This window comes from Loktanella sp. DJP18 (assembly GCF_049310965.1).
Classification (GTDB): Bacteria; Pseudomonadota; Alphaproteobacteria; order Rhodobacterales; family Rhodobacteraceae; genus Loktanella.
In genome coordinates this window covers 46,429-60,748 of sequence record NZ_JBMERN010000023.1, presented here as the reverse complement: position 1 = coordinate 60,748, position 14,320 = coordinate 46,429, and the positions used below count along the sequence as shown (strand labels likewise).

Below are 14,320 nucleotides of genomic sequence, written 5' to 3'. Positions count from 1 at the left end.
GGCCATGCGGCACCGTGGCGCAGATTTGTGGTCGGTTTGTCAACAGTGTTTATGACAATTTGAACGCGATTGAGTATGAAGGGATACATCCAAAAGGAGTATCCGCGATGGAAAACATCACCTTCAATTTATCCAATCTGCATATCTATGGCCCTGCTTTTTATGACTTTCTTCGCCTTCGCAAGCGATTCTTCGTTGATACGCTTGGCTGGCACATTCCACACGACGACGAGGTGAAAATGGACCAGTACGACAATCCGAAAGCCTGGTATTCCCTTGTTCTGCGCAATGGTGAGGTCATCGGCGGTGCGCGGGCCATGGCCACGACAGCGACCTGGGGCAGTCACAGCTACATGCTGCGGGATGCCGTGAAGGGCAAGCTGATCGACATTCCGCCCGAAGTGCTGGGCCAGGACATCGTCAGCCCTGCCATGTGGGAATGCACCCGTCTGGTCATGTCAGAGACCGTCGAGACCCAGGCCGACCGCAGTGTCTGCCTGACCATGATCGTACAGGGGCTGATCGATGTCGCGGCAGAGCAGGGGGCGTCGCAACTGATGTCCCTGTCACCGCTGGCCCTGATGCGGGCGCTGCGGCAGCTAGGCTTTGGCGCGGAACGGATCGGCGAACCATATACGAATGACAACGATGGCCGCCGCTATGCGGTGCTGTCGATGCCGGTCACGCGCATCCCTCCGGATGTGCCGCGCGCGACGCACCGGGTTCAGCCCCAGCCATTGCATGCCCCAGCGGTGTGACATGGCGCGCGAAAGGCGGGTGCGGGGCACCCGCCTTTCGGTCGTCTCAGCTGGTCGTGACGGGCACGCAGGTCCCGGTTTCGGCGTCGGGCATCGTGCCTTCGGCGCAGGACATGGCGGTCGATTTGGCGTGGCTGCATCCTTCGGCCAGGGCAAGGCCCGGAAGCAGGGTCAATGTCAGGGCAGCAAGCGCGGTCTTCAGCATGAATGGAACCTCCTGTCAGTTATGATCGAGCATTGATGATAACATGACGCAGGGTCATCACCGACAGATTTCGCTGCGACAGGGTGTCCCGGTCATTTTTCGCCGAAAACGCGGGCAAAGATCGTATCGACGTGCTTGGTATGATGGCCGATGTCGAACTTTTCCTCGATCTGCGCGGGGGTCAGTGCGGCCGTGACCTCGGGGTCGGCCAGCAACTCGGTCTTGAAGTCGGCACCCTTTTCCCAGACCTTCATCGCGTTGCGCTGGACCAGCTTGTAGCTGTCCTCGCGGCTGACGCCGGCCTGCGTCAGGGCCAGCAGGACGCGCTGCGACATCACCAGACCGCGGAACTTGTTCATGTTTGCCAGCATCGTCTCGGGATAGATCACCAGCTTTTCGATCAACCCGGCCAAGCGGTTCAGCGCGAAATCAAGCGTGATCGTGGTGTCCGGCCCGATGGCGCGTTCGACGGAGGAATGCGAAATATCGCGTTCGTGCCAGAGAGTCACGTTTTCCAGCGCAGGCGTCACGGCCATGCGGACCAGACGCGCGAGGCCCGTCAGGTTTTCCGACAGAACCGGATTGCGCTTGTGCGGCATGGCCGACGATCCCTTCTGCCCGGGGCTGAAGAACTCTTCGGCCTCCAGCACCTCTGTCCGCTGCATGTGGCGGATTTCGGTGGCGATGTTTTCCATGCTGGACGCGATGACGCCGAGCGTGGCGAAGAACATGGCGTGCCGGTCGCGGGGAATGACCTGCGTGCTGATCGGTTCCGGCGTCAGGCCAAGCTGGGCGCAGACATGCTCCTCGACGCGAGGATCGATGTTGGCAAAGGTGCCGACTGCACCGGAAATGGCACCTGTGGCGATTTCGGCGCGGGCGTTGACCAACCGGGCGCGGCCACGGCTCATCTCAGCGTAGAAGCGGGCAAAGGTCAGGCCCATCGTCGTCGGTTCGGCGTGGATGCCGTGGCTGCGGCCGATGCGGACCGTGTCCTTGTGTTCCAACGCGCGCACCTTGAGCGCCGCCAGCACGCGGTCCATGTCGGCCAGAAGGATGTCGGAGGCGCGGACCAGTTGCACGTTGAACGTCGTGTCCAGCACGTCCGATGAGGTCATGCCCTGATGGACGAACCGCGCCTGATCCGATCCGATGTGTTCGGCAAGGTGAGTGAGGAAGGCGATGACGTCATGCTTCGTCACCGCCTCGATCTCGTCGATGCGGGCGACGTCGAAGGTGACGTCCTTTGCCTTCCAGATCGCCGCCGCATTCTCGCGCGGGATGACACCCAGATCGGCCATCGCGTCGCAGGCGTGCGCCTCGATCTCGAACCAGATGCGATATTTGGTCGCCGGGTCCCAGATGGCGGTCATTTCGGGGCGGGAATAACGCGGGATCATGGGCAGACCTTTTGCAGCGGGCGAGGGTTGGCCGCTTCATACGGTTCGCCCCGGCAAATGGAAAGCGGCGATGGATCGCGCGCGCGATCATGGAGCGGCTCGGATCAGGGGGTGGTCTTGCCTTGGCCGACCAGTCCGCCGGCGTATACGGATGTCGCGTCGTGTCCTGCGAAGGCACCGATGATGCGGTCGCCGTTGGCCCGGCCGCGCAGGTCGCCTTCGACCCCGCGCCATGTGGTCGTGCCCGTATAGCCGGTTCCTGTTGCGGCCAGTTGCCCCGCGATCGTCAGGGTCTGGCTGACGTTGGACGTGATGCTGCGGCCCTCGACGCGGCCGGTGTCGAAGGACACGGTGACGGGGATCGTGCCTTTGGCGGCGGTCACGTCGCGGCTGACGTCGGTCCCCGCGATCTCTGCGATCTCGAACAGGGCGGTATATGTTCCGACTCCTGCGGTCGGGCGCGACGTGATCACACCGGGATTGATGAGGGCGGCACGTGCCGCCACCTCATTGCCGTTCGATTCGGTCAGATAGGTGTAGCCGGCCTCGGTCTTGTCGATGTCGCCTGTCGATGTGCCGCCGCCGGACGACGAATCGGGGGATACGTTTCCGATGATCTGGTTCTTGTCGTTCACGGGCGCAAAGCCGGAACTGGTATTGCCCGGACCGGAGGCAGTGCTGCCGCTGCAGGCAGCGAGACTGACGAGCGACAGGGCGGACAGGGTGCGCAGAATCATGTTCTAGGGCTTTCTTGTGTGCGATGGCGCTTCTTAACGCGCGCCGCGCGACAGTGTCATACTTTTGTCGATGCCGATGTCACGCCGGCCGCCGCTGTGGCGTGCCAAACGCAGAAGGGCACCCCGCGGGGTGCCCTTCGTCGATCCGCAAGTCTGGATCAGCAGCTGTAATACATCTTGTATTCGATCGGGTGCGGCGTGTGTTCGTAGGCATAAACCTCTTCCCACTTCAGCACCATGTAGCCTTCAAGCTGCGAGCGTGTGAACACGTCGCCGGCCAGCAGGAATTCGTGATCCTTCTCCAGCTCCTCCAGGGCTTCGCGCAGAGAACCGCAGACCGTCGGGATCGATGCCAGTTCTTCCGGCGGCAGATCATAGAGATCCTTGTCCGAAGCGGGGCCCGGATCAATCTTGTTTCTGATGCCGTCAAGGCCGGCCATCAACAGGGCCGAGAACGCAAGGTAGGGGTTTGCGGCCGGATCGGGGAAACGGGCCTCGACGCGCTTGGCCTTGGGCGATTCGGACCACGGGATGCGCACGCAGCCCGACCGGTTGCGGGCGGAATATGCGCGCAGGACGGGAGCCTCGAAGCCGGGGATCAGACGCTTGTAGCTGTTGGTCGTAGGGTTCGTGATCGCGTTCAGCGCCTTGGCGTGCTTCAGGATGCCGCCGATGAAGTAGAGCGCCTCTTGGCTGAGGTCGGCATACTTGTCACCTGCGAAGAGCGGCTTGCCGTCCTTCCAGATCGACATGTTGACGTGCATGCCGGTGCCGTTGTCGCCGGACATCGGCTTCGGCATGAAGGTCGCCGACTTGCCGTAGGCCTGGGCCACGTTGTGGATGACATACTTGTACTTCTGGATCTCGTCGGCCTGCTTGGTCAGCGTGCCGAAGATCAGGCCCAGTTCGTGCTGGCAGGACGCGACTTCGTGGTGGTGCTTGTCGACCTTCATGCCCATGCGCTTCATGGTGGACAGCATTTCTCCACGCATGTCCTGAGCGTCGTCGATCGGGTTGACCGGGAAGTAGCCGCCCTTGATGCTCGGACGGTGGCCGGTATTGCCGACACCGGTTTCCGAACGGTAGTCGGTGTCGCTGTTCCACGCGCCGTCGATGGCGTCGACCTGAAACGACACCTTGTTCATCGAGACGGTGTAGCGCACGTCGTCGAAGATGAAGAATTCGGCTTCGGGGCCGCAATAGAACGCATCGCCGATACCCGAGGACTTCAGGTAGGCCTCGGCCTTTTCGGCGGTGCCGCGCGGGTCGCGGTCATAGGGCTCCATCGTGTCGGGTTCGACCACGGTGCAGTGGATGCAAACGGTCTTTTCCGCGTAGAACGGATCGACGTAGCCGCTGGTGGTGTCGGGCATCAGCTTCATGTCGGACTGGTCGATGGATTTCCAGCCGGCGATGGAGGATCCGTCGAACATGAAGCCTTCTTCGAGGAAGTCCTCGTCCACCAGATCGGCGACGATGGTGACGTGCTGCAGCTTGCCTTTGGGATCGGTGAAGCGGATGTCGACGTAGTCGGCCTCTTCATCCTTGATCATCTTAAGGAAGTCTTTGGTGCTCATGTGATGCTGGTCCTTTTCGGTCTTGATCGTTGGATGGGGTGAGCGCGGTCAGAGCGCGTCGTCGCCGGTTTCGCCAGTGCGGATACGGATTGCCTGTTCGACGGTGGACACGAAGATCTTGCCGTCGCCGATCTTGTCGGTCTTGGCGGCCGCGATGATCGCGGCGATGGCGGCATCGACCTGATCGTCGGCGATGACGATTTCCAGCTTCACCTTGGGCAGGAAGTCGACGACGTATTCGGCGCCGCGATAAAGTTCGGTGTGGCCCTTCTGGCGGCCGAAGCCCTTGACCTCGACGACGGAGAGGCCCTGGATGCCGACCTCCTGCAGGGCTTCCTTCACTTCATCGAGCTTGAACGGCTTGATGATGGCTTCGATCTTTTTCACAGGCGGGGCCCCCTTGCTTGCGGTCGTGTCGCGGTCAGACCATCATAGACAGACAGGAACAATTCACGGCGCGCAAGGTGCAAGCGACGGCTTGTCGAAAATGGGCGACGTGGCGATGAAATGTGCGACTTGATCGTTTTATGTGCGTTTTGCGAACTTGAGGTGCTGAAACCATGACCGAACTGCTGACCGCTGCTCAAATGCGCGCCATTGAACAGGCGGCGATCGAGTCCGGTGCTGTGACAGGGCTGGAGCTGATGGAGCGGGCCGGGCAAGGCGTCGTGGACGCGATCTTTGCGCAGTGGCCGAAGTTTGCGACGACGCGGGGGCCAGCCCCCGCACCCCCGGAGTTTAATCTGCCAGATGAAATGGAAACCCGGCGCGCTGTCGTTCTATGCGGACCCGGCAACAACGGCGGCGACGGGTTCGTCGTGGCGCGGTTGCTGCGAGAGGCCGGGTGGGCGGTGGAGGTGTTTTTGTATGGGGATGCCGAGAAGCTGCCGCCGGATGCACGGGTGAATTATGAACGGTGGTCTGATATTGGGGAGGTAACATCCGCGATGCCACAGGGCGCATGTGATCTGGTCATTGATGCGCTATTCGGAACTGGACTGACGCGTCCTCTCGCAGATGATCTGGTAACCTCTGTCGAAAGCCTGCTTGACGGAGCATTAATGGATGACCCGAACAGCAAGACCAAAATAGTAGCCGTTGATATCTTGTCCGGCCTTTGTGCCGACAGTGGTAAGTGTCTGGGGCAGACAGCCCCCTATTTTGCACATTTGACGGTATCCTTTCATCGCATGAAGCTTGGCCATATCCTGGACCATGCTAGCGAACGCTCATGGTCGATGCATATTGTCGATCTCGAGTTGGCGGAGACAGCGGACGCCGTCTGTCTGATCCCAGGACAAGGTAATAGGTTTTCAAAGCGACTCGGCCACAAATATTCCCACGGTCACGCCCTGATCCTCTCTGGCGGCGTGGGCAAGGGCGGTGCCGCGCGGATGGCGGCGCGGGGGGCTTTGCGGATCGGGGCAGGGGCGGTGACGGTGGGGTGCCCGCCAGCGGCGCTGATCGAGAATGCGGCGCAGGTGAATGCGGTGATGCTGCGGCGCGTGAAGGATGCCGATGGGCTTGCCGCGGTGCTGGAGGACAAGCGTATCAACGCGCTGTGTCTGGGGCCCGGGTTGGGGACGGGCGCCCGGGAGGCGGCACTGGTTGCGACCGCCTTGCAGGCAGGGCGCAGGCTCTTACTGGATGCGGATGCGTTGACGTTGTTGTCGCGGGATACGGACTTGTTTGGGCAGTTGCACAGCGATTGCGTGCTGACGCCGCATGCGGGCGAATTCGCGCGGTTGTTTCCGGAGATTGCCGAGAAGCTGGATGCGCCATCGACGACCGGCCCGGCTTATTCAAAGGTCGACGCGACGCGGGACGCGGCAAGACGTGCGGGATGCGTCGTGCTGTTCAAGGGGCCGGATACGGTGATCGCGGACCCGGACGGGCGGTGCAGCGTCAACGCGGCGGTCTATGACCGGGCCGCACCCTGGCTGGCGACGGCCGGAGCGGGCGATGTGCTGGCGGGGTTCATCACCGGGTTGCTGGCGCGGGGCTTTGCTCCGATGCAGGCGGCCGAGGCGGGGGCTTGGCTGCATGTGGAATGTGCGCGGGCGTTCGGGCCGGGGCTGATTGCGGAGGATTTGCCGGAGGCGCTACCGGGTGTGCTGAAAGCCCTGGGCGCATAGCAAAAGGCCGCAGCCCCGGGGGGGTGCGGCCTGTGCTGGACATCAGAGAGAAGGATCAGACGGCGGCGGAAGCCATCTCGATCCCGTCGGCATAGAGGATGTGCTGGCGGTCGAACGTCAGGGTATAGACCGTCATCTCTGCCTCGTCCTGCACGGCAAGGAATTCGCCGTCGACGAGGCGCTGGGCCTCGACCATCGCGGTGGGGCTGCCGAACAGCGCCTCTGCCCGCCAGTCGCGGATGTGAATTTGTGTACCCGGAGCGACCATCATGTCGCGGTCGGGGCGGGTATGGCCAAGCGAGCCTGCCTTGATGCGGATCGGGGCGATGCGCAGGGTCCGGGAGGTCACGCCCCGCAGGACCGCCATGCCGCTGTCGCGGGTGATGACGCGGGTGCCGGCGGTCAGATGCTCGACCGGTATTTCGCCGTCCAGCGTCATGATCGTGGTGCCGGCGCAAACGCCGGAAACAAGCTGCGTGGCTGCTGTCGCGACGGTGTCGCGTGTCTTCGTCCCGGTGTGCATGGCGTGTTCCCGCTCTTGCTGATCTCTGCCTCAATCGTTCGTTCAGGACTAAGGCAGAAAAAGGGCGCTGTCTTGCCTTTTGTACGATGCAATTTGCACTCGCATCCCTGTGTGACCTTTGATAGACACCGCGCAAAGTCGGGGGTGGGCAAGTCCGCCCCCGTTTCACATGCGGGTGTGGCGGAATGGTAGACGCACCAGATTTAGGTTCTGGCGCCGCAAGGCGTGGGGGTTCGAGTCCCTTCACCCGCACCAAGGTTGAGTAGAAAGAAGGAAAGCCCATGCAGGTCAATGAGACCCTGAACGAAGGCCTCAAGCGCGGTTACACGATCACCGTGACGGCGGCGGAACTTGACGACAAGGTTGTCGGCAAGCTGAAGGAAGCGCAGCCCGATGTCGAGATGAAGGGTTTCCGCAAGGGCAAGGTGCCCATGGCCATGATGCGCAAGCAGTTCGGCCCGCGCCTGATGGGCGACGCGATGCAGGAAGCCATCGACGGTGCCATGAACGAGCATCTGACCACGACCGGCGATCGTCCTGCGGCCCAGCCCGAGATGAAGATGACGAACCCCGACTGGAAAGAGGGCGACGATGTCGTGGTCGAGGTGTCCTATGAGAAGCTGCCCGACGTGCCGGACACGGACCTGAGCAAGGTCAAGCTGGAGCGTATGGTCGTGAAGGCCGATGATGCGGCCGTGGACGAGGCACTGAAAAACTTGGCCGAAAGCCCGCAGGCCGTCACGTTCGAGGCGAAGAAGGGTGCGGCCAAGGACGGCGATCAGGTCTTGATCGACTTCGTCGGCAAGATCGACGGCGATGCCTTTGACGGCGGCGCAGGCGAGGACTATCCGCTGGTGCTGGGATCTAATAGCTTCATCCCCGGGTTCGAGGAGCAGCTGCTGAAGGCCAAGGCCGGTGAGGAGAAATCAGTCACCGTCAGCTTTCCCGCCGACTATCAGGCTGCCCATCTGGCCGGCAAGGAAGCCGTCTTTGACGTGACCGTCAAGGAAGTCCGCGCGTCCAAGGCCCCCGCGATCGACGACGAGCTGGCGAAGAAATTCGGTGCCGACGACCTTGAGGCGCTGAAGGGTCAAATCCGCGAGCGTCTGGAGGCCGAATACAACGGCGCGTCGCGGGCCATCGCCAAGCGCAAGCTGCTGGACGAGCTGGACACGCTGGTCGATTTCGATCTGCCGGCGTCGCTGGTCGAGGCGGAAGCCAACCAGATCGCGCACCAGCTGTGGCACGAGGACAATCCCGACGTGCAGGGTCACGATCACCCGGAAATCAACCCGACCGACGAGCATATGTCGCTTGCCAAGCGTCGCGTGAAGCTGGGTCTGCTGCTGGCCGACATCGGCCAGCGCGCCGAGGTGAAGGTGTCGGATCAGGAAATGACGCAGGCGGTCATGAACCAGGCGCGGCAGTATCCGGGTCAGGAACGTCAGTTCTTTGAATTCGTGCAGCAGAACGCGCAGTTCCGCCAGCAATTGCAGGCCCCGCTGTTCGAGGACAAGGTCGTCGACCACATCTTCGACAAGGCCGATGTGACCGAGAAGGACGTCAGCAAGGAAGACCTGCAGAAGGCCGTCGAAGCGCTGGAAAGCGAAGAGTAAGTCTGCGCTTCAGACATGCGACGTCGAAATGGCGCCCCTCGGCGGGGGTGCCATTTTTCGTTTTGACGGTTGCATCCGGGGCAAATCGGAACATGTCAGATGCATGGGTCAAACGGCTGCCGCCGCATCCTTCTCGCTTTGGTCTGGTCCCATCATGTCGCGTTTGCTGACTGTTTTGTTGTCGATCCTGCTGACCGCGCCGGCCACGGTGGTCTGGGCCTGCCCGAATCCCGATATGAATGCGACCGTGCAGGTGCGCACGAATGGCGCGGCGCTGCGAATGGGGACGATGCGGCGTGCGTTGGCCGGCGGTAACTCCGCGTTGGATACCTGCCCATCCGTTACCTTGCCGGATGTGCCCGCGATGTTGTTCCCCGACGCACCGAGCATGACCGCGGATCTGGGCGGCATGCTTGGCCTTGCGATGGAGATCACATCGGACGCCACCTGTCCGACCGGGCTTCTGGTGCGGACAGCGGACGGGGATTGGTATCACGACGACAGTGGCCGCGGTCCGGGGCAGCCCCGGATCATGCTGCGCCATCCTGGCAGCGGTCCGCTGATGATCTGGATCGGCACGCCGGACGGCGGCGCGTGCCGCGCGACGGTACGTCTGGTCACTTACGCCGGTTAGGGCCGCACGGCAGATGCGTGCGGCCCGGTCGGGTCACAGGATCATGCGATACAGCGCGAAGCCTTCGGGAGTTTCACCGGCGGGCTGCAGTTCGACGCTTTCGATGGTTTCGGCGTATTGCGCTGCGTTCGGACCCGTCTCAAACAGGGCCGTAGTGCCGGGCATCGGTTTGAACGACCAGTTGGCATCGGCGTTCGGGCTGATCGTGCCCTGGTCGACGATGTAGCGCACGATGACGTCGCGGTTGGTGTCCGGCCCCTCGAACACGATGGTGCTGCCATCGGCGCCGGGGAACGTGCCGCCGCCGCCCGCGCGGTAGTTGTTGGTGGCCACGATGAAGTCCTGCGCCGGGTCGATGGGCTGGCCCTGATACATGAGGTCGGTGATGCGGTTGGCGTCCGCTGCGACGACGTTGCCGTCGCTGTCGTATTTCGAGGGCTGACTCAGGTCGATCCGATAGGTCACGCCGTCGATGACGTCGAAGTTGTAGCTGGGGAAGTCGGGGTTCAGCAGCGGCGCATCCTGCGCGCCGGCCTGGATCTGGTTGAACATGCCGGCAGACCGTTCCAGCCAGTCCTTCACCTGCGCGCCGGTGATCTTCACCGCGCGGACCGTGTTGGGATAGAGGTAGAGGTCGGCCACGTTCCTGATCGCCACGTCGCCCGCGGGCACGTCCGTGTAATACTCTGGCCCCTGACGGCCGCCGGCCTTGAAGGGCGCAGCAGCGGACAGGATGGGAAGCCCTTCGTTTACCGTGCCTTGCATCATCTGTTCGATGTACCACGTCTGGGCATTCGACACGATCTGGACGGAGGGATCGTCGGCCACCAGCGCGAAGTAGCTGTAAAGCGGGGCGTCGGTCGTGCCGACCGCGCGGCGCACGTATTCCAGTGTCGCGTCATGCTCTGCCTGTGCGGCGTCCAGCACCTTCTGGTCGCTTTCAACCAGCGCCGTGACGGTGCCGTCCTCGGCACGCTCGGAGATTGGGCGCGCTTCGGAGGTGTGGCTGACGATCCGCCACTGGTCTCCGTCGCGTTCCAGCATCAGGTCGATCAGGCCCATGTGGCTGCCCCAGAACCCGCCCATGACGGCGGGCTTGCCCATCAGCGTGCCGGCGGCCAGGTCGACGCCTGCGAATCCCTCGTAGGAGGATGAGGGAAAGACGAGGTGGCTGTGACCGGTCATCACGGCGTCGATGCCGTCGACCCCGGCAAGGGGAACGGAGGCATTTTCCATGCCATCCTCGGCTTCGGCCGCGCCAATGCCGGAGTGGGACAGCGCGATGATGATCTGCGCGCCTTCCTCTTTCATCTGCGGCACGTAGGCCTGTGCTGTCGCCACGATGTCGCGGGTCTGGACGTTGCCTTCAAGGTGCTGGCGGTCCCAGTTCATGATCTGTGGAGGCACGAAGCCGATCAGGCCGATCTTGATGGGATGCGTCTCGCCCGCGCCGTCGGTCAGTTCGCGGTCGATGATGATGTAGGGCGGGACCAGCGTCTCATCTTCGGTTGCGGTGGCACCCATGGTTTTCACCACATTGGCGCTGACGACGGGGTAGTTGGCCCCGGCCAGAGATTTGGTCAGGAAGTCGAGGCCGTAGTTGAACTCGTGGTTGCCCAGCGTCGAGGCGTCGAAGCCGAGGGTGTTCATCGCGGCGATGACCGGGTGCATGTCGCCGTCCTTCATGCCGCGTTCATAGGCGATGTAGTCGCCCATCGGATTGCCCTGGAGGAAGTCGCCATTGTCGAGCAGCAGCGAATTGGTCGATTCGGCGCGGGTGCTTTCGATGATCGCGGCAGTGCGGGCAAGGCCAACCGTGTCGACGGGCTTGTCGGCATAGTAGTCGTAAGGGAAAACGTGGACGTGCAGGTCTGTGGTTTCCATCAGACGCAGGTGGACCTGATTGGCCTGGGCGCGGGCCGAGAAGGGATGCAGGGCGATGAAACCGGCGGTGGAGGCCAGAAAAGACCGGCGGGACAGGGTGAGGGGCATGGCGGCACGCTTTCACGAAAGGGATTCTGTGCCGCCAGTCTGCGACCCACCCATGACGATGTCACGACAGCAGTCCGCAAATCGGCGGAAGGCTGCGCTGGATCAGTTAAAATTTGATCACATGGTCAATTCATGACCTGCCGCGTCCGTCAAGGCGCGGCAGGTCTGCAAGGTGCTACCGGGGATAGGTGTCGTCGCCAAAGGATCGTGGCAGGCGGGCCGGGCGGTCTTGCGCAATGCGCCGCTGACGGGCGGATCGTCCGAGTTGGCCCAGCAGGACACCGGCGGCGAGGGTCAGCAGCGGCACCCCGAAAAAGGCCGCCTTGCGCGCGCGGTCTGCGTCGACGATCACGCCGCTGTCGGCAGCGTCTTTACCGTAGGAGCCTGCGGCGCTCGTGGGGTATTCGACGGGTTCATACAGGTTGCCGGTCTGCACGCCGTGTGCCGGGCGGTCGGATTTCTGCCCGCTGATCCCGTCACGGGACATGCGGTTGTCGAGGTGGTCAGGAAGAAGGAACTGGCCGAAGACCAGTTTCAGCACCGATTTTCCCACGAAAAGCTCGCGCGCATTCGTGTCGATGGCGCGCAGGACGGCATCGGCCGCGACTTGTGGCGCATAGACGGGCGGGGCCGGTTGCGGCTGTTGCGACAGCCGGCTGCGGGCCCAGTCGAACTGCGGCGTGTTCATCGCGGGCAACTGCACGAGGGATAGATGGATGGGGGACTGTTCCGCGATCAGCTCTGACCGGACGGAGGCGGTGAAGCCGTTGATCGCATGCTTGGCCGCGCAATAGGCGGATTGCAACGGCACGGCGCGGTAGGCGAGGCCGGAACCGATGTTCACGATATTGCCGCGGATCATATGGCGCAGGGCGGCGCGGGTGCCGTTGACTTGACCCATCAGGGTGGTGCGAATGATCCGTTCGAAATCCTCGGCCGGGGTGTCCTTGAAGGCCGAGAAACTGGTGGCCATCGCGCAGTTGACCCAGACATCGGGCCGCCCGAGGCGGTCCGCGAGGTGGTCGGTGGCGGCATCCAGCTGTGCAGCGTCGCCGGCGTCGGCACCGTAGGTCGCGACGCCGATCTGTTCGAGTTCGTCGAGCCGCATGCGGCCGCGGGCGACGACGCCGACGGCGTAGCCGCGCGCGCGCAGGGCATCGACGACGGCACGGCCGACGCCGGCGCTGCCACCGATGACGATGGCGACCTTGTTTTCGGATGAGGGCATGGTGTTCTCCTTTGGCAGACAATGCCTCCGACAGGGGTTTGGTTCATTCCCGGTTTCCGAAATGAAAAAGGCCGCCCACGGTGGGGCGGCCTTTCACGAGTCAGACGGTCCGATTACTCGGCGTCGGCGCGGCGCTGCTGCGCGTCCTCATCGTTGCCAGCGGCACCGAGATCGTCGAACAGTTCCTGGATCTCGAACTCGGCGGCGGCTTCTTCTTCCGCGGCCAGTTCCTGGATCGACTTGCCGGAGGCCTGAAGCTCTGCCTCTTCCTTGGAGCGGGCAACGTTCAGAGTGATCGTCGCTTCGACCTCGGGGTGCAGGTTCAGGATCACGTCGTGCAGACCCAGTTCCTTGATCGGCCCTTGCAGGACGACCTGGTTACGGTCGACCTTGTAGCCGTTCTCGGCGGCGGCGTCGGACACGTCACGCGGGGTGACGGAGCCGTAAAGCGAACCGGCATCGGAAGCGGAGCGAATCACGACGAAGGATGCGCCGTCGATCTTGTCGGCCTCGGCCTGCGCACCGGCGCGGGTTTCGGCATTGCGCGCCTCGAGTGCGGCCTTCTCGGCCTCGAAACGGGCGAGGTTGGCAGGGTTGACGCGCAGCCCCTTGCCCTGCGGCAGCAGGAAGTTGCGGGCATAGCCGTCCTTGACGGTCACGACTTCGCCCATCTGGCCCAGCTTGGCCACACGTTCCAGAAGAATGATTTGCATGGGTTTGCTCCTTACTTCACGGCGTAGGGCAGTAGGGCCAGGAACCGCGCGCGCTTGATCGCCTGGGCGAGCTTGCGCTGGTTCTTGGCACCGACGGCGGTGATGCGGGCGGGGACGATCTTGCCACGCTCGGAGACGTAGCGCTGCAGTGTGCGCGTGTCCTTGTAGTCGATCTCGGGGGCGCCTTCACCCTCGAACGGATCGGACTTGCGACGGCGGAAAAACGGTTTGGTTGCCATGATTTATGGTCCTTTCCTGATGTGGCCTAGCGGCGCTCGCGACGGGTGTCGCGTTCGTCGCGTTTCTGCATCTGCACAGACGGCAGCTCGGCGTGGGCATCGACCTTGATGGTCAGGACGCGCATCACGTCTTCATGCAGGCGCATCAGGCGTTCCATTTCCTGCACGGCGGACGCAGGTGCATCCGAACGCAGAAAGGCATAGTGGCCCTTGCGGTTCTTGTTGATCTTGTAGGCCATCGTCTTGACGCCCCAGTACTCGCTGTCGACCAGCTTGCCGTCGTTGTCCGACAGCACGGCACCGAAGTGTTCGATGAGGGCTTCTGCTTGCGTGTTGGACAGGTCCTGACGCGCAATCATCACATGCTCGTAAAGCGGCATGGCGTTCCTTTTCTTTTCTATCGACGCATTTCATAGGACGGGGCAGACAAGACTTCCGCACCCCGACCACGAGAGACTGCGCAGTTCATCACAAACGCGGAAGTGGGCCGCTTATACACAGACGCCTGCGTGGCGCAAGCCGTTCGCGTCAGGCCTGCAAACGCTTAACAAAACCTTAACGCT

Annotated in this window: 15 protein-coding genes and 1 tRNA gene; 5 read left to right on the top strand and 11 right to left on the bottom strand. The window is 62.8% G+C overall.

The genetic code is table 11. The annotated features are described in order from the left end of the window. The first annotated feature begins 107 nt into the window (after positions 1-107). A complete protein-coding gene (locus tag ACOI1H_RS09365; protein WP_422436905.1) occupies positions 108-758 on the top strand; it encodes an acyl-homoserine-lactone synthase in 651 nt (216 codons plus the stop codon). A 46-nt stretch (positions 759-804) separates the two neighbouring features. Here the strand turns inward: ACOI1H_RS09365 and ACOI1H_RS09360 are convergent, their stop codons facing one another. From ACOI1H_RS09360 to ACOI1H_RS09340, 5 genes are all read right to left on the bottom strand, one after another. Next, positions 805-963: a hypothetical protein gene (locus ACOI1H_RS09360; protein WP_422436903.1), complete on the bottom strand. Its 159-nt coding sequence runs from the start codon at positions 961-963 to the stop codon at positions 805-807. A 92-nt stretch (positions 964-1,055) separates the two neighbouring features. Next, positions 1,056-2,363 (bottom strand): adenylosuccinate lyase, encoded by a 1,308-nt coding sequence (gene purB / locus ACOI1H_RS09355; protein WP_422436902.1) that lies wholly within the window; start codon positions 2,361-2,363, stop codon positions 1,056-1,058. 104 nt (positions 2,364-2,467) lie between these two features. Then, positions 2,468-3,100 (bottom strand): hypothetical protein, encoded by a 633-nt coding sequence (locus tag ACOI1H_RS09350; RefSeq protein ID WP_422436900.1) that lies wholly within the window; start codon positions 3,098-3,100, stop codon positions 2,468-2,470. Between the two features lie 158 nt (positions 3,101-3,258). Beyond that, complete coding sequence (gene glnA, locus ACOI1H_RS09345; protein WP_422436899.1) at positions 3,259-4,677, bottom strand: type I glutamate--ammonia ligase; 1,419 nt, start codon at positions 4,675-4,677, stop codon at positions 3,259-3,261. Positions 4,678-4,725: 48 nt separating this feature from the next. Further along, positions 4,726-5,064: a P-II family nitrogen regulator gene (locus ACOI1H_RS09340; protein WP_422436897.1), complete on the bottom strand. Its 339-nt coding sequence runs from the start codon at positions 5,062-5,064 to the stop codon at positions 4,726-4,728. Positions 5,065-5,237: 173 nt separating this feature from the next. On the opposite strand from ACOI1H_RS09340, the gene ACOI1H_RS09335 reads away from it, so the two are divergent. Beyond that, positions 5,238-6,812, top strand: coding sequence for an NAD(P)H-hydrate dehydratase (locus ACOI1H_RS09335; protein ID WP_422436895.1), 1,575 nt, complete (start codon positions 5,238-5,240; stop codon positions 6,810-6,812). Positions 6,813-6,867: 55 nt separating this feature from the next. Here the strand turns inward: ACOI1H_RS09335 and ACOI1H_RS09330 are convergent, their stop codons facing one another. After that, entirely contained in the window at positions 6,868-7,335 is a 468-nt protein-coding gene (locus ACOI1H_RS09330; protein WP_422436894.1) for a Hint domain-containing protein, read from the bottom strand. A gap of 171 nt (positions 7,336-7,506) precedes the next feature. On the opposite strand from ACOI1H_RS09330, the gene ACOI1H_RS09325 reads away from it, so the two are divergent. The 3 genes from ACOI1H_RS09325 (at position 7,507) to ACOI1H_RS09315 (ending at position 9,585) form a co-directional block, all read left to right on the top strand. After that, positions 7,507-7,590, top strand: a tRNA-Leu gene (locus ACOI1H_RS09325). A gap of 26 nt (positions 7,591-7,616) precedes the next feature. Beyond that, entirely contained in the window at positions 7,617-8,951 is a 1,335-nt protein-coding gene (tig, locus tag ACOI1H_RS09320) for a trigger factor (RefSeq protein WP_422436892.1), read from the top strand. A gap of 154 nt (positions 8,952-9,105) precedes the next feature. Further along, positions 9,106-9,585: a hypothetical protein gene (locus tag ACOI1H_RS09315; RefSeq protein ID WP_422436890.1), complete on the top strand. Its 480-nt coding sequence runs from the start codon at positions 9,106-9,108 to the stop codon at positions 9,583-9,585. Positions 9,586-9,618: 33 nt separating this feature from the next. On the opposite strand, the gene ACOI1H_RS09310 is transcribed toward ACOI1H_RS09315, so the two are convergent. The 5 genes from ACOI1H_RS09310 to rpsF all read right to left on the bottom strand — a co-directional run bounded on the left by ACOI1H_RS09310 (position 9,619) and on the right by rpsF (position 14,137). Beyond that, the gene (locus ACOI1H_RS09310; protein WP_422436888.1) at positions 9,619-11,577 is read right to left on the bottom strand and encodes a bifunctional 2',3'-cyclic-nucleotide 2'-phosphodiesterase/3'-nucleotidase; all 1,959 of its coding nucleotides are present in this window, start codon (positions 11,575-11,577) and stop codon (positions 9,619-9,621) included. Between the two features lie 175 nt (positions 11,578-11,752). Continuing rightward, complete coding sequence (locus ACOI1H_RS09305) at positions 11,753-12,805, bottom strand: SDR family oxidoreductase (protein WP_422436886.1); 1,053 nt, start codon at positions 12,803-12,805, stop codon at positions 11,753-11,755. A 113-nt stretch (positions 12,806-12,918) separates the two neighbouring features. Further along, the gene (gene rplI, locus ACOI1H_RS09300) at positions 12,919-13,518 is read right to left on the bottom strand and encodes a 50S ribosomal protein L9 (RefSeq protein ID WP_422436885.1); all 600 of its coding nucleotides are present in this window, start codon (positions 13,516-13,518) and stop codon (positions 12,919-12,921) included. An 11-nt stretch (positions 13,519-13,529) separates the two neighbouring features. Continuing rightward, the gene (rpsR, locus tag ACOI1H_RS09295; RefSeq protein ID WP_422436884.1) at positions 13,530-13,757 is read right to left on the bottom strand and encodes a 30S ribosomal protein S18; all 228 of its coding nucleotides are present in this window, start codon (positions 13,755-13,757) and stop codon (positions 13,530-13,532) included. 26 nt (positions 13,758-13,783) lie between these two features. Further along, positions 13,784-14,137, bottom strand: coding sequence for a 30S ribosomal protein S6 (gene rpsF, locus ACOI1H_RS09290; RefSeq protein ID WP_422436882.1), 354 nt, complete (start codon positions 14,135-14,137; stop codon positions 13,784-13,786). Between the last annotated feature and the right edge of the window lie 183 nt (positions 14,138-14,320).